The organism is Agaribacter flavus (assembly GCF_042646125.1).
In the GTDB taxonomy this organism is placed as follows: Bacteria; Pseudomonadota; Gammaproteobacteria; order Enterobacterales; family Alteromonadaceae; genus Glaciecola; species Glaciecola flavus.
Genome location: NZ_JBHRSW010000018.1, coordinates 126,125 through 150,378, shown reverse-complemented (window position 1 = coordinate 150,378; position 24,254 = coordinate 126,125). Strand labels below are relative to the sequence as shown.

Below are 24,254 nucleotides of genomic sequence, written 5' to 3'. Positions count from 1 at the left end.
CTCACAGAATTTGGCTTATACCAAGCTCAGCTTGGGAGAGGATGTCAGGCCTTAGCGTATTTTCCGGTATTTGCATCGTAATGCAATGCAAACTGCCAAATTGTTGCACGAGCACAGAGCAGTCAATGGCTACGATTTTGTAATTCGGAAAAGCCTTTGCAAGTACCTCAAGTGCTTCTTTATCTTCTTCTTGCTGGTAAACCGGCGCTATAACCGTCCGGTTGCATATTAAGAAATTGGCATAGGAAGCGGGCAGACGTTCACCATGCTTATTGGTGAGTGCTGGAAGCGGCAACTCGTATAAGACGTAGTCAGGAAATTTACTTTGCACTTCTTGCTTTAGTTTAAACAAGCCTTCAAAGTGCGGGTCTGTTGGACGATTGTAAGCACTTTGTATGACTAAGCCTCTTAAAGGGGTATATCTTACTAGCGTGTCGATATGTCCATCGGTATCGTCACCAATAAGATGACCATGTTGAAATATATGGGTTTGTTCGCTACCCAAATAAGTTTTGAAACAGTCTCTGTAGGCTTGTTCAGGCATGTCCCCGTTTCGTTCGGGGTTAAATAAACAGGAAGCGGTAGTTAGCAATTCGTGATTTTGGTCGACTTCAATAGCACCGCCTTCTAATACCGTGTTACAAGAAATCAACGGATTCTGGCACAAGCTAGCGAGTGTTTTATTTACTTGATTGTCTAAATTTGCATTAAATTTATTGCCCCACCCGTTAAAAACAAATTCAACTGGTACATTCCCATTACTGCTTTCACAGGTTAAAAATACATAGTCTCTCGTCCACGTATCGTTGTATGACGTAACAACAATGAGCACTTTACTATGCATGGGTACCATTGATTTTACCAAACCAAGTTCGTCCTCATGACAGAGCAGTAGTACTGTGGCGCCCGTACTATTAATTGAAGAGATCAATTGTACATAGGTACGTCTGGCGTCGTCTAGCCAAGGAGACCAGTCAGAGTTTGCATGCGGCCAAGCGAGGACGACGGCTTCAATGTCTGCCCATTCCGGCATTAAATATAGTGGAAGCGTGGGTGATGCTATTCTCATTCGTTGTATTACCCTTTAGAGCACCGTTGACTGCAATGGCCAACAGCCCTTAATCATAGTTGTAGCGAATAGACACAAATAGGCGTCTGGGTTGACCAACAAAGTAACGGTAGTTGCCAAAACCGAAATCGGCACGCTCTGCATAATCTTCATTGAGTAGGTTAAACACATTCGCTTGTATGCTCAGAGCCTTTGTTATCTGGTGACGAAACCCGAAATCAAGTAATTTGTGACCTTCATATTCTGCTGTATTTTCAGGGTTTAAATAGTAGTTGTCGAGTAAATTGAATGACAGTGTGGCAAAGTTACTTTCGTCAAAACGCCACTGCAGTTGAGTATTAAATAGAGTATCGGGTGCGGTATCTATTCGGTTTCCCGCAATGGATGCACGAGATATGAGGATATCGTTGACGTACTCATGTTTTTGTCGCGTGTAAGCGCTTTTTAACGCCAGCGAGTCGTTGACATCCCAGGCCCATGTAAACTCCAATCCCTGATGGCGGGTGTCACCGCCAGCTATGCTTTGACGGTCAGTACTTAAAATAATGACATCTCGCTTTCGCATGTCAAACAAAGATACATAGAGTTTGTGACGACGGCTAGTAAAGCGCCAAGCAAATTCATAGGCATCTAATTTTACTTCATCAAAATCGGTGATTGTCTGGTTGTTTTGCAGTCTAAATAACTCGGTGGCTTCCGGCGCTCTGAAACCTTGCGAAAACTTAAAGTATACAGTTTGCGCCTTTGATAATGCGTAACTAAGAGAGGCCGAGGGAGCAAAAGAGGTGAACGATACCTTTTTGTCCGCAGGACGAGAAAATCGGCACAGTGTTACATCAGGTGCGCAAGCACTGCCGTCACTCAGGCGGTTGTCGTAATTGTAACGGATGTTCTCAATACGACCACCTATTACGAGCTTCCAATCAGACCAAGCCCATATTCCTTGTAAATAAGCGGCTAGACGACTAGCATTCACACGGTAGTCGTAATGTTCTCCTTGTGGGATAGTCGGCGAAAACGGCTGTGCTTGTGTCTCTTTTAGATGACCACGGCTAAAATCACCATCGATGCCACTTACCCACTGAGTATTTGATGATGAAAAGGCGTATTGCGCTTGTAAGCCAAGGCTATGATGCCCGTTTTCTTCCAAGCCTTGCCAAGGCAAAAAATGCTGTAGAAATCGCATTTTATTCCAGCGGATGTATGGGGTAACACTTAGGCCATTAAGACTAAAATTACTGTAAGCACGAAGCGAACTGGCATCTCTAAAGGCCTCTGGATTAGGGTTTTCTCTTCGGGCACTTCGATCTTTGAACACTTCAAAGCCCTGAACGAATCCTGCGGTTTCTTGATTCAGGTGACTAATATCTACGACGGTTTTGTTTTGCCATTGCGCCACACTTTTTTGACTAATTAAAGTGAGTTTTTGTTGATCATAACCGCTATCTGCTTGATATCCGCCATCATCCGTTATATTGAAAAGTAAGCGTAGGTCGCCGTCTCTGCCGATTTGCCAACTATTGTCTGTTTCTAGACGCAGAAAATCATTTGCGCCCAATGTGGCTTCTAAACTGTTATTACTCGAACTAGCTTCGGGAGTGATTATGTTGATAACACCATGCAATGCATTTGTGCCATAAAGTGTACTCGCGGGACCTTTGAGCACTTCAATACGCCCAGCTTGTTCAGTATTGGTATCGAATAACTGGTTGGTATTGCAAAAGCCTGGTGCGCGCAAACTAATACCATCAAGCGCCATTAAAAATGCTCCACAACTGCCTGCGCCGGTGAGTACGGGCGATCGAATTGCAGTCAGGTGTTCCTGACCATTACCTCGGCTAATCCAAGTACTCGGCGAACTCAATAAGGCTTGTTGGATATGTTGTGCATTAATAGCGTGTAACTCATTAGATGAAACCTGAGTAATACTTGCACTTACACCATTAATAGCTTCTAAAGTTCTATTGGCGGTAACGGTGAGTACTTCGATGTTGTTGTTTGTTTGTTCTTGTGTGGATTGAGCAAGCACAACTTGTGATAATATACTAGTACTGAACAATCCTGCTGCAAGTATAGAATATTTCATTACTTCAAGTGTCTCCCACCATTCAAATGCAGCACCTGTCCAGTCACATAGTCACTATTAAGTATAAAATTGACCGCATTGACGGCTTCTTTGGCACCAGGGCAGTTTTGTAGCAGCGATTTTTTTAGTGCTCGTTGTCGGTAATTTTGATCGTCCCATTCGTTGAACATAAGCAAAGCTGGAGCAATGCTGTTTACTTTTACTTTTGGCGCTAAAAGCGCGCTAAAAGAAAGCGTTAAATTGTGCAACGCCGCTTTGCTGGCTGCATAAGCAATGTGTTTTTGACTACCTTTTTCTTGTACAAAATCTGTCATATGGATAATGTCAGCAAAATTGCCGTTGTTTTCTAGCATGTTTTGACAGGCCAAGTTGATTTGATAAGGCGCATTTACATGCACATTCATCATGTTTAATAGCAGAGCATTATAGTCACTGTCGGGTTTTTCTTTCGCCCAGTCCGAAGCATTATGAATAATACCTCGTAAACGATCGGTCTCTTCTTTCAAGGCGCCTATAAACTTAGCTATACCGTCTGCGTGTGCAAAATTTGCTTGAATAAGTATTGCTCCCTTTTCATTTAGTATATCTAGTGATGGTTTTTTGCTCCGGTATGTTACAATTACAGGCTGATTCTTTAAAAGAAGATCATCGGCAATGGCTAAGCCAAGTCGTTGGGCGCCACCGGTAATAAGTATTGGTGCTGTCATGTAAGACGTGATTCCTTGCGTTGTGGTCTTTTATGAGAGTTTGTTTCGCTTAGCATTGTGTACAAACACAATCTACAAACAGAGATTGATAAGTGGTCTGTTATACGCGAAGCTTATTCACTCAGATCGCTAAATGTATCATAAGCTTGGGAATATCTTCTCGATTTATTCTTACGGCTTAAGGCTTATGGCAGAATTGCACTTGCTAGATTAATCGCCTACTAGAATCAAAATTTGTTTTTCAGGGATGAAAAACTAAAGCGTATATGGATATACTTGCCGCGTTTTTGTTCTAGTAGGCGATTAATCTAGTAAGTACAATTCTTCACCAATTCATTCTTGTTGTATGGAATGATTTTAAACCTATTTTGCACTTCGGTGCGTATATAATTGTATCAAGACAATAAATTGGATTTGGAATGCTAGCAAAATCTACCGTAACAAAAGATGCTGTACATTTGGTAGAAGGTGAATCGGGTATATCGCCTCAAGCAAAGTTGGTTAGAACGGCCTTGATTAATGCAGGGCTTGAAACACCTATGATAAAAAATACCTTGTCAGACGCTGAAAAACGTCAAAAAGTGCAAGTCGCTATGCACGACATCATGGGAGCCCTCGGGTTGGACTTGTCTGATGATAGTCTGCAAGATACGCCAAAGCGGATTGCAAAGATGTTTGTGGATGAAATATTTAGTGGCCTTGACTACAAAAATTTTCCAAAAATCACACAAATTGAAAATAAGATGTCTATAGAGGAACCGGTTCAAGTTACCGATATTAGTTTGACCTCAACTTGTGAGCATCACTTCGTAACCATTGATGGCACCGCTAGCGTCGCATACATTCCTAAGGATACGGTGATTGGTTTGAGCAAAATCAATCGTTTAGTTACTTTTTTTGCGCAAAGACCGCAAGTGCAAGAGCGTCTGACGCAGCAAGTGATGGTTGCATTGCAAGCATTAACAGGCAGCCAAGATGTCGCGGTTAGCATCAATGCCACTCACTACTGTGTAAAAGCAAGAGGTATTCGCGATACAAGCTCTTACACCAAGACGTCCTCATTGGGTGGGGTGTTCAAAACAGACCGAGAGATGAAAAGACAGTTTTTTGGCTTAAACTAAGCGATCTTTACCTACACAAAAACCTTTATGAGATGACTCAGCCATCTGAAAAATTTACGTCACCGTGTATTAGAAATTGTTGTCTTGATAACAACGATATATGCATTGGCTGCAAACGCACAATAGACGAAATTGTTGAGTGGAGCCAAGCAACAGATGAACGCAAAGCCGTGATCTTGGCCAGTGTCGCTAGGCGACGCGTCGGTCAAAAATAAGCGAGCTAAACTTGAGTCAAAGCGCAAACTAGGGCACCTCTCGCCCTCGACGCGTCTCGAGTAAATGATACCAATCGTCTCGTGACAGTAATATTTTACCCGCTTCTGCAGCCTCGACAAGACGTTTTGGCGTAGTGGTGCCGATGACGGGTTGAATCATTGCAGGGTGGCGCATCAACCATGCTAAGACGATAGCGGAAGGCGAGGTGTTGTAATTTTCTGCCAATTCGCCAACTAGTAACCTAGTATCAATTATCTCGCGCGTTACTTCGGTATTCGTATGGTTCGGGTCAAATATGCCTTGTGCTAGAGATGCCCAGGCCTGCAGTTGAATACCTTGAGGTAAACAATACTCAATTGTCCCTCTGGGAAAGCCCACTTGGCTGTTTATATCCATGTTAACAGTAATGGCATCCTCCACAAAATCTGATGCGAGTAAACTCATCTCTAGCTGATTGGCAATAACAGGCATGCTAACATTACTTTGAATGTAGGCCATTTGACCGGCGTGCATATTTGATAGTGCTAAATATTCAAACTTGTCATGCTCGTAATTTTTATTGAGGGTTGTGGCGAGTGACTCAATTTCCATCAATGGGTCGGGGCGATGTAAAAATAAGACATCGAGTTTCTCTATTCGTAAACGTTTTAGAATGGCGTCTAATCCTTTTTCAGCCCATGAGGCGGATAAATCGTATTGCTTTACTTTGGCATCATGGGTGAGTTTGATACCAAGTTTGCTTTGAATGATAAGTTTGTCTATTAAATGTGGCGCTTTTTTGAAAACTCGCCCAATCACTTCTTCGGCTTTCCCAAACGTGTAAATGTCCGCTAAGTCTAGCGTATTAATGCCATTAGCAAGTGCGGTTTCAAGTAAATCTTGCGCCTGAATCTCATCGTCTTTACTAATTGGGTTTTTATTCCATCCTCCGCCTAAGTGCATGCCGCCGTATACGATTCTGGAGGCATGAGGAATGTGTTTGTGAATCGGTAGTTTGCCATTGTTGCTGGTCATTTTAGTCAACAGATCCTAGTCGAAAGTGGTATGATTGACCTTTATACAGCCTCTAATCGACCAAATGAAATTTTTTTTACTTTTTACTGGCTTGTTGTTAGTCAGCTGCACGCAAATCCCAGACGGTATTGAGCCTGTCAGTAACTTTGATAAAACACGCTACTTGGGGCGTTGGTATGAAATTGCCCGACTGGATCACCCTTTTGAGCGTGGTTTGTCAAAAATTACTGCGACTTATACTCTCAATAACGATGGTTCGATAAAAGTGGTCAACACGGGCTACAATGAGGAAGAGAACAAATGGGATGTAGCAGAAGGTAAAGCTTACTTTGTCTCAGATGAGGATGTGGGTCATCTAAAAGTATCTTTTTTCGGCCCATTTTATGCGAGTTACGTGATTGCAGATTTGGATAAAGACAACTACGATTGGGCAATTGTGACAGGACCGAGTAGAGAATATTTGTGGATTTTGTCGCGCCGCCCTATACTAGACGAGTTTAGCTTGAATCAAAGTATTGAATTCGCAAAAAGTAAGGGTTTTCCCGTGGAAGATTTGATTTTTGTCAAAAATTGACAAAAAAACATACTTTTGAAAGAAAAATACAACAGTTTAGGTCTAGCATTATCGTATAATTGTGCAATGATAATAACGGCGTAAAACACAGACGCTCACCGAGAGAAACATATAAGAAGTTGCTCTAAAGCACCGGAGAAAGGGACATTAATGTCAAATAGTTATATACAAATTGTGGAACAAGCAATTGATTTACTTGATGGCTTATCGCTAAAAGAATATCAAAGTTCTATTCAACCTCATTTTCCTAGTAGTATTGGTGCACATTTGCGTCATGTTATCGATCACTTTTTAGCTTTGATGAGTGGTTCCAATGACGGTCACGTGGACTACAATAAACGTCATCGCCACAACCAAGTGGAACAGTTTCCACACGCTGCGACAGAAATTTTAGAGTCGATTATTGATTGGTTGTCTAAACTGGATCAGAGTGATAGAGAAAAATCAATTAAGGTCACTAGTGAAATAGACATCAATGACACAAAGTCTGCGACTTGCAACTCGACAGTTGAGCGCGAGCTAGTATTTGTGACCAGCCATGCAATTCACCATTATGCGCTTATTCGTATCATCTGTGGAATGCAAAATAAGTCTATTCCAGAGTTTTTTGGCTACGCACCGGCCACAATAACGCATTTGACCCGCTCTGCTTAGTATCGGAGCAATTGTCGACAAGTAATTTACTCTTACGTATTTGTAAGTAAAAAAAGCCACGTCATTACGTGGCTTTTTTTATATGTAAATTTATTCTGCTTGGTAGTTTCTATAAGTCAGCCAACCTTCACCGGCATACAACTTGAGTAGCTTGTCGGGTGTGTTAGGAAAGTCAACACTCAGTAATAAACCGGGGGTATGATTAAAGCTTTTATCAATACCCAAAGCGTGAAAACGTGCGCCCATTTTTCGATATTGCTTGGCTAGTATAGGGATGTCTTTTCCATCACTTTCAATACTTTGCAGTAAAGCTGAAAGCTCTTCTTTACGATTTTTGCTACGGCAAAATTGATGCAACTCAGGATGGAGATCAAATTCAAAACTATTATATGGGGTCACGTCAATAGTGGCGTTGTGATCAATTAATACTTCCTCAATGAGGCGCACACTTCTTGGGTCATACAGTTTACTTATTGATACGGTACCGTAAAACGTTCGATATTGAGGGAATTTACAAACAAACGAGCCTAAACCTCGCCATAATAAAAATAGACCATGATAAGAACCTTGATACTCAGGTACAACAAACGATCTGCCCAATTCAATACTGGGCTCTCGTTGGTTAACAAAGTTTGATTTAAAATCAAACATTTTGCTTAAATACAGGCCTTTTTTACCAAACTTTTCCTGCAATAAGTCCGTACGCCCCATTCTGTATGCGCCGATAATATCGTGGTTATCCCTGTTTACAATAAATAAATGGGTATAAGTGGCGTCAAATTCGTCAGTGTCGATGGGCTCGCCACTACCCTCGTTGTGCTCTCTGAATACTATTTCACGAAGACGGGCAATTTCATTGACGATAGTGGGTGCTTGTGACTGCATCGCATAATAAACGTCATAGGATTTAAAACTCACCAAATGTTGCTCTTTTGGCAGTTGTGAGATTTCTTCAGCGATCTGCTGTTTGTTTTCCGGCGCTGCTATAGGTTTAAGCTGGATAACCTTATCTGCAGGCCATTCATAACGCCAAGCCGCATCTTGTGCATAACTGAGGGCACGGCAAAGCTCTGCTTTTTCATCATTGTTGTCAGCGGCTAAATATTTACTTGCAACAGGATACCCAGTTGAGACGCGAATTTTGTCACCGCGTTTGTTTAATATTTCTCGCCCGAGAAGAAACATGCGCAACTTAAAGTAGACTTTTTCAATGCGATAAAACCAATCAGAGTTTTTTCCGCTGACAAATACGGGTAGATACGCACAATTTGCCTGTCCTGCCAGTTTGCCAACGATTTTATTCCAGTCGTGCTCGACAATGCGTTTACCTTGATGGTCAAAGTGCGATACGCGACCAGCAGGAAAAATAAGTAGGCTGTTTCCTTCGCGCACGTGGGAAATACATTGACGTAACGAAGGTGCATTTTTGGGGTCATTGGCAGAGAGGGGATTAGTGAATATAAAATAGTCACTCAATTCAGAAAATATACCCAAGCCCTTATTTGCAAGCACTTTTAAATCGGGTCGCACCTCACTTATTGCTCGCGCCAATATCACGCCTTCTATACCACCAAAGGGGTGGTTACTGGCGATGACGACAGGGCCATCTGCAGGGACTTTGTTCTGTAAATCTTGTATACCTTCCAGTTCTAGCGACAATAATTCTACTATCTTGTCTGAAAAGGCTTCTTTACTCAGGCCATGCATGTTGTGCTGCTGGTAAAGCGCATTCATTTTCGCAATACCCATTACCTGATCCATTAGCCAGACACCAAATTTTGTCAAAGCCGAAGGCTGTTCTACTAAATTTAAAATACTAATTTGTTGATGCATGGTTCAAACTTCTTTTGTTCAACAAGGACGTTCTAGGGCAGATTATATACAAAACACCACTCACAAACCTTAAGTATGGCTAAAATTTTTGTCACGAAAGTGTGGCAGAAAACGATCTTAGCAATATTCGAGCTTAGTCATCGACCCTAGTGATGAGTGTGGGGGCTTCGGCTCGTTTATTGAGAGTTCTAAGTAAGCCGTTTTCAATCGAGCGTTTTATTCTACTAAAAAATTTGTCGGACTCTTTGTATAAGGAGATCGTGACAGCTCTCTCTTTGTTTTTGTACGATGCCAAACGTTCTTCATACTCTTTTATTAGATTCTGGTTTCTTGTACTTTCTGTATCATTTTCACTTGCTGATAATAGCAGAGCTAAGGCTCTCTCTTGTTCGGATTCTGCAAGTTCAAACTCTTCATTAGCTGCGTACGCAGCAGCCAATGTGTCTATGTATACATGATTGTCTTTGTGGTTTTCGTCATTTGTCACGCTTTTGGCAAGTGCAATGGCCTTTTGAGGCATGAGTAAGGCCTGAGAGTCTATTGTAGCAAAATACCAAGCCACATTGTTTGTGGTGATAGGGAAACGCAAATCGGCATGTTTTAGAAGCACATTGCGTGCTTTTTCGTAATTTTTTTCTACTCCGAAACCGTTGCTATACATTGCGGCTAAATCAAAGGCACTGAATAGTTCAGGGGCTTGCTCGTATGCCCGTTTAAACAACCAAATTGCACTGGATGTTTTTGCTAGGGTGTTTTGATCAAGTTTATACAGCGCGCCTAAATACGCTGCTGCGGGGCCATAATTGATGTTGGCCAGTCGCTTGATGCCTTTTTCTCCGAAGGTTTTGTCTTCTTCCGTTTGTCCTAGGCTGAGTAGCATGACATAGCGCAGTAATTCAGCGCTCTGTTCATATTTTGATAGCACAATGACCCAATCATAGGCCTTTTTCCAATCCTGAAACTCACCTTTTCTTGTGTAAGCCCACGCTACTTTCTTTTGTGCGTGAGGCCAGCCCTCTTTGGCCATTGATAGACAAGTGTTAAACGCGTCAGTCTCTTCTGCTGATTCGACATCGTTGCAAGCTAACAATCTGTCGTCCCATGGCGTTTTTTCTCCAATGGATTGGTCTGCGGATTGGCTGCCTAGAGGCCACTGCTTGTATAAACTCACACCGAATACAAGCGCAAACAAACCCAATACGAGTAGCCAGAGTTTGTTGGTCTTTCTTGCGCTTTGAGCTTGACTGTGACTGTTTTCTTGCATATTTCGATTCGAGAGTTTATTTATTGGATAGTATGTGCTTATTCTTAATAACTCGCTAAATAAATCAAGCGCTTTTAATGAGTTATTTCCAGCGATAGGGCATAATACAGGTATCTTAAGTACGTTTAACTTTACAAATGACAAATTCCATAACTATTCAAGCACCTGATGATTGGCATTTACACTTTCGTGACGGTGATCTTTTAAAAGAGACGGTTCCCGCGACTGCACGCTGTTTTAGACGCGCTATTGTCATGCCAAATCTTGTGCCACCAGTCACAACCACCGAATTAGCACTGGCTTATAAAACTCGGATTGAAGAGGCGACACCTGCAGGTGCACAATTTGAACCTTTAATGACTTTGTATTTAACTAATACAAGCTCTCCAGAAGAGATTGTCAGAGCTAAAGAGGCAGGAATTGTCGCGAGTAAACTTTATCCTGCAGGCGCAACGACTAATTCTGATGCGGCTGTAAAAGGTATTAAGTCGCTCTACCCCGTCTTTGAAAAAATGCAGGAAGTGGGCATGCTTTTGCTTATTCACGGCGAAGTTACCGACGCAGAGATAGATATTTTCGACCGAGAAAAGGCCTTTATTGATGAGTATCTCGTTGATATTGTGAGGCAGTTTCCATCTCTAAAAGTGGTGTTTGAGCATATTACAACTAAAGATGCTGTCGATTTTGTTTTCGCTTCAAGTGATAAAGTTGCGGCGACAATCACGCCACAACATCTACTGTTAAACCGCAACGATTTGCTCGTTGGCGGGGTCAAGCCGCACAACTACTGCCTACCGGTACTCAAGCGAAACACGCATCAGCAAGCACTCAGAGCTGCAGTAGCAACAGGATCTCCAAAGTTCTTTTTGGGCACTGATAGTGCGCCTCATGCGCGACATAAAAAAGAGTCCTGTTGTGGTTGTGCGGGTTGCTATAGTGCATGGAGTGCAATCGAGCTGTATGCAAAAGTGTTTGACGAGCTGGATGCAATGGACAAATTTGAAGGCTTCGCCAGCCATCACGGTCCAGATTTTTATGGCTTACCTCGCAATGAAGGCACGATAACGTTAAATCAACAAACGTGGGAGGTGCCTTCGCTTATTGAATTAGCAGATGGTGAACAAATCGTTCCGTTTTTTGCTGGCGAAACGCTTTCTTGGAAGTTAGCCAAGTAATATGCAATTTTCTCAATTAGCCCTCAGCGATGTATTGCTTCAAGCCATTTCGTCCTTAGGTTTTCATGAAGCAACCGCAACGCAAGCCAGTGCTCTGCCTACTGTATTGGCTGGTAAGGATGTCGCTGTCGAAGCAAAGACCGGGAGCGGAAAAACCTTGGCTTTTGGTTTGGGTATATTACAAAAACAAGTGAGTAAAGTTAGGGCAAATAACCCTAGCGCACTCGTGCTTTGCCCGACCCGAGAACTGGCAGAACAAGTAGCTGAACAAATACGTCTGCTTGCTAAGTTTATCCCAAACTATAAGGTACTTAGCTTGTTTGGTGGGGTAGCAATGGGACCTCAACTCTCGTCCTTGAAACACCCACCAGACACAGTGGTAGGCACGCCAGGGCGTATCATTGACATCATTGGAAAAAAAGCACTGTCGCTATCAGCAATACATACCTTGGTTTTGGACGAAGCAGACAGGATGCTTGATATGGGATTTGCTGAGCAAATGGATCACTTGTTGGCCTTGTTAAATAAGAACGCCGAAAAGCCACAAACTTTGTTATTTTCCGCGACATTTGGCGGGCGCATTCAGTCTTTGTCTGCGCAGTACCAAAACAAGGCGAAAATCATCAAAGTCGAAGATGAATCGGAAAACCCTAGGATTGTTCAGTATGCTTGGCAGTTATTGCCGGGTAAACGCGACTATGCGGTGGCAGCTCTGCTCACTGAACAACAGCCCAAATCAGCTATCGTATTTTGTAATAAGAAAGTTGATGTCAAGAATTTGGCCGATAGTTTGCGACAGATGGGTTTTAGTATTGTCGAGTTGCATGGTGACTTGGAACAGGAGCAGAGAAATCAAGCAATTCGTGCTTTTTCTAGTGATTGTGCCAATGTGCTTGTTGCAAGTGATGTGGCGGCTAGAGGTTTGGATATTCCTTCTGTTGATTTAGTTATCAATGCGGACATTAGCCCTGACGTCGACACACATACGCATCGTATTGGACGTACTGGCAGGGCAGGCAATAAAGGCCTTGCAATGACATTAATTGAAGTGCATCAATTAGCACATTTAGAAAAAATTGCGGCTTTCCTTGAACAAACGATTCCTGTGAAAAATATGCAGGCATTACGCTTTCACGCCAACCGTATTGTTCCAGCCAAGTATGAAGCAATCGAGATAAACGCAGGCAAAAAGGCAAAGATAAACAAAGGCGACATACTAGGAGCCCTGACTAAACAGGCTGAAATCAGCGGCGATGATATTGGAAAGATCCAAGTTGCAGCACAACGCTCCTTTATCGCAATTAAGTCCAGAAGCGTCAAACGTGCAATGAGCTTATTCAGAGAGCATAAGGTTAAGGGTAAGCGGGTAAGAGCGAGGAAATTTTGAAATCAGTACGAAGCAGTTATATTGTAGCGTTATGTAGTAATGTTTTTGTAAGAGTTATTGTGGTTGGAAATACGATCACCCCTTAGTTATTGTTTAAGTCAAGGATGAGCCTAGATGAACCCGTATAATGAACTACCTCCTTGTGCTTTTTGGAAGACGGCTGTCGCACAGAAAAGCATGTTTGACATAAGTGAGTTGTGGCAGCCCAAGTTTAAAATATTGCCAGAAGACAAGGTTGCGAGCTATGGTTCCTGCTTTGCGCAACATATTGGAAAGGCGCTACAAAATAGAGGTTTTTCTTGGTTTATAAGCGAGCCAGCTCCATTTGGCTTGAGTGAACAAAGCAAAACAAACTTTAATTTTGATGTTTTTTCATCTCGTACAGGTAATATTTATACTACGTCCCTTCTCAATCAATGGGTACGTTGGTCAGTGCAGCCGGATACTATACCTTGCGAATCTTGGTGTATTAGCAATAGATATTATGACCCTTTTCGTCCCGCTATCGAGCCAAATGGTTTTCTAAGTCATGAAGAAATGGAGAGTAGTCGTAAACAGACTTTACGCGCGTTTTACGAAAGTATCGCTAAAGCCGACTATTTTGTTTTTACGCTTGGGTTGACTGAAAGCTGGTTCAACAGTGTCGAGGGGTATGAATACCCAATGTGTCCTGGCACAGTTGCAGGAACATTTGATGACAACACACATGGTTTTAGGAATCAGCAATTCAATTTTGTCCTCAAACAATTAGTAGAGGCGCTAGAATTGATGCGAACTTTCAATTCAAATTTAAAGTTCATTCTTACCGTTTCGCCGGTACCGTTAACGGCAACGAAATCAGGCAAACATGTACTAACGGCGACTATGCAGTCTAAATCTATTCTTAGAGCTGTTGCCGGCCAACTCGCCGATAACAGAGCTTATGTCGATTATTTTCCATCTTATGAGATTGTGAATAGCCCTGTATTTAAAGGTTCTTTTTTTGAGCCCAATTTAAGAAGTGTCAACCCATACGGTGTGAACTTTGTCATGGACATGTTTTTTTCATGTTTGCGAGCCAAATTTGGCGATTATGCGCGCTTTGACGCAAAAAATAGTGTTTTGGCGAATCAAAAAAATGCCTGCGAAGAAGAGTTACTTGATGCATTTGGAGGCTCAGCAAAATGAGACTATGCGTTATTGGTGACAGTCATACTGCAGCCTTGAAAAGGAGTTGGGATGATATTGGGTCGAATAGAAAAGACGTTTCGATACGGTTTTTCGCGAGCCGTGGCGTAACAATAAGTAATCTAAAAATCGAAAGTGGCGCTTTAGTACCACACAAAAAGTTTATTGAGAAACAAATGGAACTAAGCTCGGGTGGTTCTAGCAGAATTGTTGAAGAAGACTATGATACTTTTTTGGTCTATGGTTTGAAGTGTAAACCTTGTTTCATTGACCCAAACTATTTTTATTCTGATCAGCTATTGATGCAGATACTGAGCGACACTGTTGATACTGCTTCTCTTAAGTTGATTAAAAAAATAAGGCAAATCAGCGGTAAAAAAATTTGGGTCGGGCATACTCCGTTGGAAGCCGCATTTGAAGATACAAGTCAAGTTATTCCAAATGAATATCTCATGGGAATAAAGCATTTAAATGAAAGTTACTATAGGCCTTTGAATGCCGAGTTGGTTACTCAACCATCGGAAACCATTGCAGGTGGGTACTATACGCTCGAAAAGTATACCAAAGGTTCTAAGCGATTAGATATCGGACTAAAAGATGAATCTGAATTCCATGAAGTAGAAGATAGAGAACATATGAACGACGAGTTTGGACGACTTTGGTTAGAATCGTTCATACGCATGCTGACAAAGTAAAACCTTTCATATTTTTAGTATGAAGCTCGCTTTTGCTTACAGTACTTGTATTGATAGTTTAGCGGCTTATATGATTTTTCGAATAAAAACTAGGTATAGAATGAAGTGATAAGATATTTTAGATATAGCAGCGCTAACAACAACCCTCTTGCCAACAATCCTAGGCATAAGTTAGCTAACAGTCATGCATTAAACATTTATTTGGCTGATGCAATTTATTCTTTTATTCCCAAAAATGCATGTAGCACGATGCGCACGAGTATTGCTTTGGCAAATGGCTGTATAAAAGATCCGTCCCAATTTAATTGGATACACAAAAATAATTTTACGTTTTCAGCAAATTTATCTGAGCTGCTTAAAGCAAAGTATACTTTTACCATATTGCGATGCCCTTATTCTCGTCTTGCAAGTGCTTACTTAGATAAAATTGTCAATAGGGATAATGTTGCGTGGGGATATTATGAATTACGAGGGCGCAAAGTTGATCTTGAAGATGTAAGTTTTTCGTCATTCGTAAAAAGTATGGCAGAGCCTCGTATCAGGGCTGGTAACCCTCATTGGCGTCCTCAAGTGGATTTTTTAGTATATGAAAATTACGATGATATCTTTGCAATGGAAAACTTCTCACAGGTCGCTTCTACGCTTAAAAATAAAATTAATTTAGAGGTCGTTGATGCGAGAAAACTGACTAATCACGGTGTAGATAGCCTGACTTTGATTGGTGACAAAAACTATTCAGATACAAAACCACTTGAATTCTTAAAAATGAAAGCGAAAGGTAAATATCCCACTGCTAAGGCACTTTATTCTCCGGAATTGGTCAAGGTTGTAAATTCAGCTTTCAAGGCTGATTTGGATTTGTACAAACGAATGTTTGGGACAGATAATTTACTGTTTAAATAAGTAATAAACCTGAATTGCTATCCCGAATTTAGGTTGACGAATGCAAAGAGTATTGGGAAGTTAGCTGACTTCCCCAATTTTTGATTACCTATTCCAAGGCATAATCGCGAGCAGTCTAGCAAGGCCACAAAAGCCTGTACTGCCAGCAATCAACAGACCTGCTCCAATAAACATTATCGCCCAAGTAAATGAGCTTGAGATCGACAAAGATAAACCGGAAAACAGAATGAGCAATATGCCGATAAACAACTGCACTTGTCTATCAAGCGAGAGTGTATTGGTAGCCGGCTTGTCAATCGAGAGCTGGGCGGATTGCCAAGATTCTATACCCCCTTCAATGTTTAGTAAACTGAGAGAAGCATTTTCATTAATAAGTTTTTGACAAGCTTTTTGGCCTCTCAGTCCCTTCTGACAATAAACAATTATCTCCTTGTTCGACTTGGGGAGTGCAGCATTGTTGATTTTACTCAGCGGCAACAGCAATGAGCCAGATATATGTCCTTGCTGGTGTTCCGCTGGTTCACGCACATCAATCAAGATTGCTTCGTTATTTTGGTATTTAGCAAATGCTTCAAGAGCACTAATGTTTTGATACGTCATGTGTTTAAAATTTTATTTATGTTGAGGCGATGAATGCATATCACGATGCGGTTATACTGGGAAATTGCCCCCCCTTTTTGTCGCAAAATTTATTTTTCATGGATGAAAAATCAAAGCGTATATGGATATACTCTCAGCGGTTTTGCGACAAAAGAAGGGGGAATTTCTAAATATAATCCCACCGTGGAACTCTTTTTAGTAACATAGCCTGTTTAGATTGCGAAAAACATTCAAGGCATACATACTTCAAAAAGATTAATAAATGCGTAATTGTTTGTCCGTTGTCCAGTATAATGAAGGATGAGTTTGATAACAAACAAGTAAAAAGTGTTAAAAAAGGGAGTGATAAATGAATGCAACAATATTAGCCCTTGGCGGTTACATTTTTTGGCTAATGGTATTATTGCTCTCTTTGGCAGTAATACGGACAATAGAGAGTAAAAAGCGAAGCGACAAATCGCTCAAGTTTGATCCAAATGGAGCGGATCTTGGAAATTTGGGGCAACGCCTTACACGCGCTCATTTGAATACTGTTGAGTCCTTTCCTTTTGTGTGTGGTGTAATGCTGCTTGCATTAGCAACAGATTCCAGCGCCATAAGCAATGGTCTAGCATTTGTGGTGTTGGGTGCCAGAATCATACAAAGCAGCGTTCATATTCTGTCTGTATCGAATAATGCGATTACCTTGCGATTTGTTTTCTTTTTAATACAATTTGGTATTGCTGGCTATTGGCTTTGTTTAATCATTTATAAATTCTTGTAGTAGAGCGTCTTGTTCATTGTCTTTTTACGCATTTAGCTAGCTCGGGATCTCGCTTTCTTGTGGTTCAGTTCAGGGAACCTCGCCTAAATGTAATTTAATCATCTATTGAGTTTTTTCATGTTTTCTTTTTTTGAACGATTAACTAAGCCCTTCCCAAGTGAGTTGCCCAAGCAACCCCCAAAAAGTTTATTTGCATTTTTGCTTTATTTCTCAAAGGGCATGTTACCCGTGCTCATTTCCGTATCCTTGTTGAGCGCCTTAGTCGCAGTACTGGAAGTATCCTTGTTTGGATTTATGGGGCAACTGGTTGATTGGTTTGCCGAGCGTGATCCGAGTACATTTGTGCAAGAAGAAAAATCTCGCCTTCTGTTTATGGGGGCGCTTGTACTGGTTATTCTGCCAAGCTTTGTCGTATTAGAATCTTTGATCACCCATCAATCCATCATGGGTAATTTCCCAATGTGTATTCGTTGGTTGGCGCATCGCTATTTGCTGGGTCAAAGCTTGTCTTTTTACCAAGATGAGTTTGCTGGGCGAGTTGCAACAAAAGTTATGCAAACTGCGCTATCGGTAAGAGAAACCGTTACAAAAATACTCAACCTAGCAGTGTACGTTATCGTATATTTCTTATCCGTAGTCATTTTGGTTTTCTCCACTGATTGGCGTTTGGCTTTGCCTTTAATCATTTGGTTAGTGGTTTATGTATTTGTATTGAAAATTATGCTACCTAAGCTCAAGCGCGTTTCTCAAGAACAGGCTGATGCTCGCTCACTAATGACTGGTAGAATAGTCGATAGCTATACAAATATAATGACGGTAAAGCTTTTCTCGCATCACAAGCGAGAAGAAGCGTACGCAAAAGAAGGGATGACGCAGTTTCTGCAATCAGTGTATCCACAAATGCGTTTGGTCACTGTCTTACAGGCTTGCGTATGGTTTAGTAACGCTTTGCTTGTTTTCAGTATTTCTGCCGTCGCTATATATTTGTGGACAAATGGCATTGTGTCACCGGGTGATATCGCGATTGCAGTCAGCTTGAGTCTGCGTCTCAATGGTATGTCGCAGTGGATAATGTGGGAAGTTTCATCTTTGTTTGAAAACATTGGTACAGTGCAAGATGGGATAGACACATTGGCCGTTCCCGCGGCGATACAAGACAAAAAAAATGCAGAGGAGCTCGAGATCTCTGGCGGAGAGTTAGTTTTTAAAGAGGTCAATTTTGCCTATAAAACACAAGCTAATTTAGATATTCCTGTTTTTTCAAACTTAGATCTGCAGATTAAGGCAGGAGAAAAAGTGGGGCTAGTTGGTCGCTCGGGTGCAGGTAAATCTACCTTGGTCAATTTGTTACTGCGCTTCTATGACGTAGACAGTGGCACGATCCAAATCGATAGCCAGGCCATCACCGATATAAGGCAAGAGAGCTTACGAAGTAAAATCAGCATGGTGACACAAGATACCTCGCTCATGCATCGCTCTGTACGTGACAACATAATGTATGGTCGCTCTGATGCTTCAGAAGAAGAAATGATCGCTGCGGCAAAAAGTGCAGAGGCGCACGAATTTATTTTAAATCTGTCCGATGCAAAAGGACGAACTGGCTATGATGCGCATGTAGGTGAACGAGGGGTAAAGCTTTCAGGTGGACAAAGGCAACGGATTGCCATTGCGCGAGTCATGCTCAAAGATGCGCCAATTTTATTGTTGGATGAAGCAACATCAGCATTGGACTCTGAAGTAGAAGCGGCTATTCAAGAGGGGCTCTCGCAAATAATGCAAAACAAAACAGTACTCGCGATTGCCCATCGTTTATCTACCATTGCGCAGATGGATAGGCTTTTGGTACTCGACAATGGCAGAATCATCGAGTCTGGCAGCCACGACGCCCTGCTTTCGCAAGGCGGAGTGTATGCTAAATTGTGGGCACATCAAACTGGGGGCTTTATTGGTTTAGATTAAATATTGCTATTTGTTTATCCACTTTTCAGACTTAGCCAAGCTTTTTTGCAAACCTTTTTTAGACGCTTCAACAGCTGATATCGGCGTGTAGCCTTCAGGGTATTCCTCTTGCTCAACGACAAGCCATTGCGTCCCACCATGTTTACGCATATCTGCGATAAGCTTAGACCAGTCAAAATTATCGCTGCCAATGATAGTGTTTACGCCAGTTGATCCTTCGGTTCTAATTTTAATATGTGTTGTTAGTGTTCTATTGGGGTACGCTTTGATAATGGTGCTGGCATCTTTTCCTGCTAAGTTGGACCAACCAATATCCATTTGCATGACAACGTCTTCGGGAGTCTTGGCAGTCAAGTATTCCCAATAGGTCATAAGTTTGCCATCAGCGGTTTCAAAGTCCTCAAATTCAAAGGCATGATTGTGATAGCCAACTTTCAGCTTATACTTTGCCAACTTTTCAGAAAACTGGTGAAGATCCTTTGCTAGTTCATCAATTTTTTTAGGGTCTCCCGCGCGCTTGTCCATAGGGATAATGGCATAAGGCGCGCCTAAATCGGAAAGGAATTGTAGGAGTTTGTCGGAATTATCATTTTTTAGTAGATGAGTTTGCACATGTGCACCACTTGCCTCAAGCCCTAAACTGTTTAAAAATTGTTTAAGGCCTTTGGCGTCATTCACATATGGCCCGTAGTCACCCGCAAATTCAACCCCGTCGAACCCCATATCTGCAAGCTTGCTGAGTGTGCCTTTAAAATCATTTTTCACGTCGTTTTTTATAGACCATAACTGCACACTTATTTTGGGCGAGCTGACTTCATGTTCTTTATTACTTTTTGCGTGTGCGAGTTGAACATTTACAGTCAGAATTATTAAGCTGATACATAGCCCAACAAATTGTCTAAATTTAATATTAATGCACATCTTCTATTTTTTCCTTTTGTAAGCTTGATAAATACGACAAGACATCTCGTATTTCTTCAGTTGATAGCAACAAATTCATGGGGGGCATGCCCGACGCAGAAAGTTTTATTTCGCTTATCTCTGATTTTTGGTAAGTAAGTACTTGCTCTTTTGATATTCTAACGCTTGTGTCATCTTCACCCATATAGGTGCCAGTTGTGCTTTCTCCATTTTTCATAACAAGCGTAACGCTGCCATAGCCAGGGGCAATATCTGCACTTGGGTCAACCAGTGCACGCAATAAGTAGTCCTTCGATTGTTGTCCAATACCGGTTAATTGAGGACCAACTCGACTGGAACCAATGCCATTTACTTGGTGACAACGCATACATCCTGCTGCACCATTGTTGAAAAAGATGTCTTCACCCGTTTTGACATCACCGCCAGATAGCGCAACAGCGTAGATTTCCGCAGGCGACTTACCTTTTAATTCAGCCTCGTATTGATTGACGAGCGCTTGAATGGCTGGTGTTTTACTTTCCTTCGCTGCATTGACTACCTCCAGTGCTAGCTCGTTGTTGAGGGAGCCGCTTAATAAATCTTTCATATACTTGCTCAGTATGCCGTTCAAGGCTGGATTTTCGACGGATGGTAATTGCGGCAGTACCGCTTTTTTAGCAGCCACACTGCCATGCCTTAGAATGTCTTCTGCAATTTGTTGTGCTTTTGGCTTGTCTGTTTTGATGATTGTGCTAAATGCTGCTTTCGCCATAAAAGCGGATGGGTCGTTTGTCAGTGGCGCTGCAATCTCGGCGGCATCTAAATCACCTTGTGTGACTATAAGCTCCAAAGCCTGCGCCCTAATGCGATCGTTTGCACGTTTGTCGTTAACAATTGCCAAAAGAACATCGCTTTCTAGGGTATATTCATATTTTTCAGCTAAGCGCATACCTTGCACTAAGGCAGAGCCTTTTACTGATTTTAATACTGCAGCAATATGTTCAGTGACCACTGCATTTATTTCTTCCCGAACCTTATTCGCTTTTGTTGCATGGCCAGTAATAGGGTCAATCGGATTCACATCATGCCAGCCTTCAATGGCGGCTAAGGCATCAGCCGCTAACTTGTCTGCAAGTCCTTTCGTCGAGGCATAGTTCAATAATCGTTTGGCGTTCTCCCTTTTCCCTTCATTGTAATTTGCGTTTATCATCCGATGATGGGTATACCGCTCTGCATCACTATTGGCAGGTAATGAAGCATCTAAACGCGCTGCAAGTGCTGGTCTAAGTGTCAACATCTCTTTGTCGTCAATGGCAAACGCCGCTTCCGCAACTAATTTAGGATCTTTATCTTTTAAAAACATGCCTAGGTCATCGTCGTTTAGCATTCGTAGTGCAAGTAATACGGCCATTCTTACATCACTATTCTTGTTTTTGGCATACTTGATCCAAGCTGATTTATTGATGCCTTTTAATGCCATCACATACGCATGACGCAGCCACAGGTCGACATCACCATTTTGTTTAACAAGTCTAATTATCTTTTTAGTTGCAGGTTTGTAAGCAATACGCCCAAGCCCAATCGCGGCATACATCACAACTTGAGGGTTGTTGTCGTCTAGTGCTTTTACTAGGGCTTTGGCTGCAAATTCAGCATTGTGGTCGCCTAATACTCTTGCAGCCTGAATGCGTACTTGTTCATTTTTATCTTTTAGCAAAGGCAATAAGACTGACAGTTTTTTGCTTGGCCATACCTCGTCAAACACTGCTTGACTTAAACCCCATATTCCATGAATTCGAGCTAGCGTACTTTGTGATTTATCCAAGGCTTGGTTTTTAAGCGCGTCAACACCTGGTTGGCCGCGTTTTACGAGCTCAAATTGTGCACGTTGCCTGATTTTCATATGATCTTCTGACAATAAGGCGCTGAGCTTAGCAATGTTGAACTTGGCGAAATCCTGTTTAAGCGTGGATTCTAATGCTGCGATTTTTTCTACATAGTCAGCGCTTGGACTCTCTGGAGAGATAGCAAATACACCACCTTCATCGGCGTCTTTCCAACCTCCATAGTTAAATTCAGATAAATACAGTCGTCCATCAGGGCCGAATTCAATGTCGGGCGAGTTGATGCCTTGAATAATCGTTTCGATTGGGGTGGTTAAGAACGAAGCACCATTTGGCGTGGTTTTATAACTGGATACAAATGAGCTTGTCGTAGCGCCCACCATATGAGCAATGAAAAAGCTATCTCGCCACGTTTCTCCCCAATACATACTGGGGTTATATGTAAATCCCGAAGGCCCAGTGAAAAGTTGCGCTATACCAGGCAGCATAAATGCAGGCTGATCTTCCATACGCGGTTTAGACATGTTGTTAACTAACCAAGCAGTGTGAACATCTGGATCGCCGGTGTAACGAAAAGGCCGTAACTGAAGTTTGTCGACAAAACTCATAATACTCTGATGACCACCGCGCCATCCAGAGTCTCCACCCTCAACAATGTGGTTCACACGTTCAGTATCGGTGCGATCACCGTCGTTATCAGCAGTAAAGAGATTGCCATATTTGTCAAAGGCAAGCTCTTGAGGGTTACGCAGGCCGCTATAAAACAATTCGAGGTTACTACCGTCGGCTTCCATTCTGAATACGCCACCCATGTTGGGGCCATGCAGCAATTCCCCTTCTTTATTGGTTACAGAATACCCTCTGTCCCCAAGAGAAAAATACAAACGACCGTCCGGCCCCCAAACTAAACCATGTAAGTCATGGCCTAAAAAACTCATGCGCGTGCCAAATCCAGTATGCATTACTTCTTTTTCGTCTGCTTTGTCATCGCCATCTGTATCTTTTAACCGCCATAAATTTGGGATATTGGTGAGATACACATCTTCATCTCGTGTTATTAAGCCCACTGCAATACCGTCAAGAGGCGCGTTAAATGGACCCGCAAATTGCACGGCTTTGTCGGCTTGTCCGTTGCCATTCGTGTCTTCTAACAATTTTACGTAATCGGAATGTGAGGTGTAGCTTTCCCAAGGAAACTTATCGAAGTTTTTGGGATCTTTCATCATTACTAAACGATCATCCATGGTTTCGATAGAGATATCCTGAATGCTCATATATTTAGACATTCTGCGAATATCGTTAGTACCTTTATCTATGCGACCAATCTCAGTGACTAGCATTCTGCCTTGGTCGTCGAAAGTAAAAAATCCGGTATTTTTTGTTTGAGTTTCATCGGCCCACAATTCGATTTTCATGTCGTTGGGGATTTTTGCTGCCGACACTCTAGATTTCGCATTTGCCAAGACTTGGTTTTGTTTTAGCGGTTTTATTTTGATTTCTTTGAACTGAATGGGATGTGTTTCGGCTTGGATAGATATGTAGCCAGAGCGCAAGTTTTTGCCGCCATATAAAGGCGAGTATTTTTCAACATCCTCTGCTGATAACTGAGGGTATTCATATTCTAGGACGATTTCGCCATCGACCTTATGTTTTATATATTCGCCGCCAAATACTTCAACCTCGACTGTTACCCATTGGTCGCCACCATAAGTTTTTGAGTTTGAATTGATGCAGTGGGACGTGATTAGCTCACCATTCATTACCACGTCAGTGTTTGGGGTGCACAGGTTGAGTGTAGAGCGAGGGGTGTCGTCAATACCACCCAATAGTTGGACTTCGATGCTCACTGGAAACTCTTGGTCTTTTTCCATCGTTTCTGGCGCTTGGCTGTGTAACATTAAGCCATTATTTTTGTATGCCCAACGCATGGCTTTAGTGATTGGCATTTCGGCTTCGGTAAAGCGATAAGTAGCACTAATAATGTAGTGAGAATAGGGGGTTTTATAAAACAAATGACCAAATTCACGATTAAAAGATGGCCATTGGGTGTAGTCGACGGTTAAATAGCCGTCTTTCACAGTAAATGTATCTCGGTAGTTTTCACCAAGAGGGAAGCCCGTAAACTTGGGTGTCCAGCCATCCAATGATTTACCGTCAAACAGCTGAATCCATTCTTCAGTCTTTGGTTCATTTGCTGAAGCGAATGTGAATGAGAGGGTAAAAGCAAACGCGGCGAGAAGTTTTGTATTCACGACAGAAAAATTTTTGTACTTCAACATATCTACATACTTTTCCTAAAATAGTGGCGAGCTTAAACGAGCAA

General features: G+C 42.0%; 20 protein-coding genes. 11 read left to right on the top strand and 9 right to left on the bottom strand.

Going from position 1 to position 24,254, the window contains the following annotated elements:
* Position 1 precedes the first annotated feature (1 nt).
* From ACFOHL_RS11705 to folM, 3 genes are read right to left on the bottom strand one after another with little or no spacing between them, the layout of a single operon-like run.
* Positions 2-1,069 (bottom strand): agmatine deiminase family protein, encoded by a 1,068-nt coding sequence (locus tag ACFOHL_RS11705; protein ID WP_376920417.1) that lies wholly within the window; start codon positions 1,067-1,069, stop codon positions 2-4.
* 49 nt (positions 1,070-1,118) lie between these two features.
* The gene (locus tag ACFOHL_RS11700) at positions 1,119-3,155 is read right to left on the bottom strand and encodes a TonB-dependent receptor (protein ID WP_376920416.1); all 2,037 of its coding nucleotides are present in this window, start codon (positions 3,153-3,155) and stop codon (positions 1,119-1,121) included.
* Complete coding sequence (gene folM / locus ACFOHL_RS11695; protein WP_376920415.1) at positions 3,155-3,862, bottom strand: dihydromonapterin reductase; 708 nt, start codon at positions 3,860-3,862, stop codon at positions 3,155-3,157. The genes ACFOHL_RS11700 and folM overlap by 1 nt, the downstream gene beginning before the upstream one ends.
* A gap of 419 nt (positions 3,863-4,281) precedes the next feature.
* Between folM and folE the strand changes: the two genes are divergently transcribed.
* Complete coding sequence (gene folE, locus ACFOHL_RS11690; RefSeq protein ID WP_376920414.1) at positions 4,282-4,983, top strand: GTP cyclohydrolase I FolE; 702 nt, start codon at positions 4,282-4,284, stop codon at positions 4,981-4,983.
* Between the two features lie 32 nt (positions 4,984-5,015).
* On the top strand, positions 5,016-5,198 hold the full coding sequence (locus ACFOHL_RS11685) for a DUF1289 domain-containing protein (protein WP_376920413.1): 183 nt from the start codon (positions 5,016-5,018) through the stop codon (positions 5,196-5,198).
* Between the two features lie 28 nt (positions 5,199-5,226).
* Here the strand turns inward: ACFOHL_RS11685 and ACFOHL_RS11680 are convergent, their stop codons facing one another.
* Complete coding sequence (locus ACFOHL_RS11680; protein ID WP_376920412.1) at positions 5,227-6,213, bottom strand: aldo/keto reductase; 987 nt, start codon at positions 6,211-6,213, stop codon at positions 5,227-5,229.
* A gap of 64 nt (positions 6,214-6,277) precedes the next feature.
* Here ACFOHL_RS11680 and ACFOHL_RS11675 point away from each other — a divergent pair, with 64 nt between their 5' ends.
* Both ACFOHL_RS11675 and ACFOHL_RS11670 read left to right on the top strand, forming a co-directional pair.
* Positions 6,278-6,787 carry a lipocalin family protein gene (locus ACFOHL_RS11675; RefSeq protein WP_376920411.1) on the top strand — a complete coding sequence of 170 codons (510 nt, stop codon included), beginning with the start codon at positions 6,278-6,280 and terminating at the stop codon, positions 6,785-6,787.
* A gap of 150 nt (positions 6,788-6,937) precedes the next feature.
* Entirely contained in the window at positions 6,938-7,441 is a 504-nt protein-coding gene (locus ACFOHL_RS11670) for a DinB family protein (RefSeq protein ID WP_376920410.1), read from the top strand.
* 90 nt (positions 7,442-7,531) lie between these two features.
* Here the strand turns inward: ACFOHL_RS11670 and ACFOHL_RS11665 are convergent, their stop codons facing one another.
* Together ACFOHL_RS11665 and ACFOHL_RS11660 are read right to left on the bottom strand one after the other, a co-directional pair.
* Positions 7,532-9,274, bottom strand: a complete 1,743-nt coding sequence (locus ACFOHL_RS11665) for a lysophospholipid acyltransferase family protein (protein ID WP_376920409.1) — start codon at positions 9,272-9,274, stop codon at positions 7,532-7,534.
* Positions 9,275-9,407: 133 nt separating this feature from the next.
* Positions 9,408-10,538, bottom strand: a complete 1,131-nt coding sequence (locus ACFOHL_RS11660; protein ID WP_376920408.1) for a hypothetical protein — start codon at positions 10,536-10,538, stop codon at positions 9,408-9,410.
* 137 nt (positions 10,539-10,675) lie between these two features.
* On the opposite strand from ACFOHL_RS11660, the gene pyrC reads away from it, so the two are divergent.
* The 5 genes from pyrC to ACFOHL_RS11635 all read left to right on the top strand — a co-directional run bounded on the left by pyrC (position 10,676) and on the right by ACFOHL_RS11635 (position 15,865).
* On the top strand, positions 10,676-11,713 hold the full coding sequence (gene pyrC / locus ACFOHL_RS11655; protein WP_376920407.1) for a dihydroorotase: 1,038 nt from the start codon (positions 10,676-10,678) through the stop codon (positions 11,711-11,713).
* A 1-nt stretch (position 11,714) separates the two neighbouring features.
* Positions 11,715-13,100: an ATP-dependent RNA helicase DbpA gene (gene dbpA, locus ACFOHL_RS11650; protein ID WP_376920406.1), complete on the top strand. Its 1,386-nt coding sequence runs from the start codon at positions 11,715-11,717 to the stop codon at positions 13,098-13,100.
* Positions 13,101-13,214: 114 nt separating this feature from the next.
* On the top strand, positions 13,215-14,267 hold the full coding sequence (locus ACFOHL_RS11645; protein ID WP_376920405.1) for a GSCFA domain-containing protein: 1,053 nt from the start codon (positions 13,215-13,217) through the stop codon (positions 14,265-14,267).
* Complete coding sequence (locus ACFOHL_RS11640; protein WP_376920404.1) at positions 14,264-14,962, top strand: hypothetical protein; 699 nt, start codon at positions 14,264-14,266, stop codon at positions 14,960-14,962. The genes ACFOHL_RS11645 and ACFOHL_RS11640 overlap by 4 nt, the downstream gene beginning before the upstream one ends.
* 105 nt (positions 14,963-15,067) lie before the next feature.
* Complete coding sequence (locus ACFOHL_RS11635; RefSeq protein ID WP_376920403.1) at positions 15,068-15,865, top strand: sulfotransferase family 2 domain-containing protein; 798 nt, start codon at positions 15,068-15,070, stop codon at positions 15,863-15,865.
* 84 nt (positions 15,866-15,949) lie between these two features.
* Here ACFOHL_RS11635 and ACFOHL_RS11630 read toward each other — a convergent pair whose 3' ends face one another.
* Positions 15,950-16,465 (bottom strand): rhodanese-like domain-containing protein, encoded by a 516-nt coding sequence (locus ACFOHL_RS11630; RefSeq protein WP_376920402.1) that lies wholly within the window; start codon positions 16,463-16,465, stop codon positions 15,950-15,952.
* A 349-nt stretch (positions 16,466-16,814) separates the two neighbouring features.
* Between ACFOHL_RS11630 and ACFOHL_RS11625 the strand changes: the two genes are divergently transcribed.
* A complete protein-coding gene (locus ACFOHL_RS11625) occupies positions 16,815-17,228 on the top strand; it encodes an MAPEG family protein (RefSeq protein WP_376920401.1) in 414 nt (137 codons plus the stop codon).
* Positions 17,229-17,345: 117 nt separating this feature from the next.
* Positions 17,346-19,187, top strand: coding sequence for an ABC transporter ATP-binding protein (locus tag ACFOHL_RS11620; RefSeq protein WP_376920400.1), 1,842 nt, complete (start codon positions 17,346-17,348; stop codon positions 19,185-19,187).
* A 6-nt stretch (positions 19,188-19,193) separates the two neighbouring features.
* Here ACFOHL_RS11620 and ACFOHL_RS11615 read toward each other — a convergent pair whose 3' ends face one another.
* Positions 19,194-20,108, bottom strand: coding sequence for a sugar phosphate isomerase/epimerase family protein (locus ACFOHL_RS11615; protein WP_376920399.1), 915 nt, complete (start codon positions 20,106-20,108; stop codon positions 19,194-19,196).
* Entirely contained in the window at positions 20,098-24,210 is a 4,113-nt protein-coding gene (locus ACFOHL_RS11610; protein ID WP_376920398.1) for a DUF7133 domain-containing protein, read from the bottom strand. The genes ACFOHL_RS11615 and ACFOHL_RS11610 overlap by 11 nt, the downstream gene beginning before the upstream one ends.
* Between the last annotated feature and the right edge of the window lie 44 nt (positions 24,211-24,254).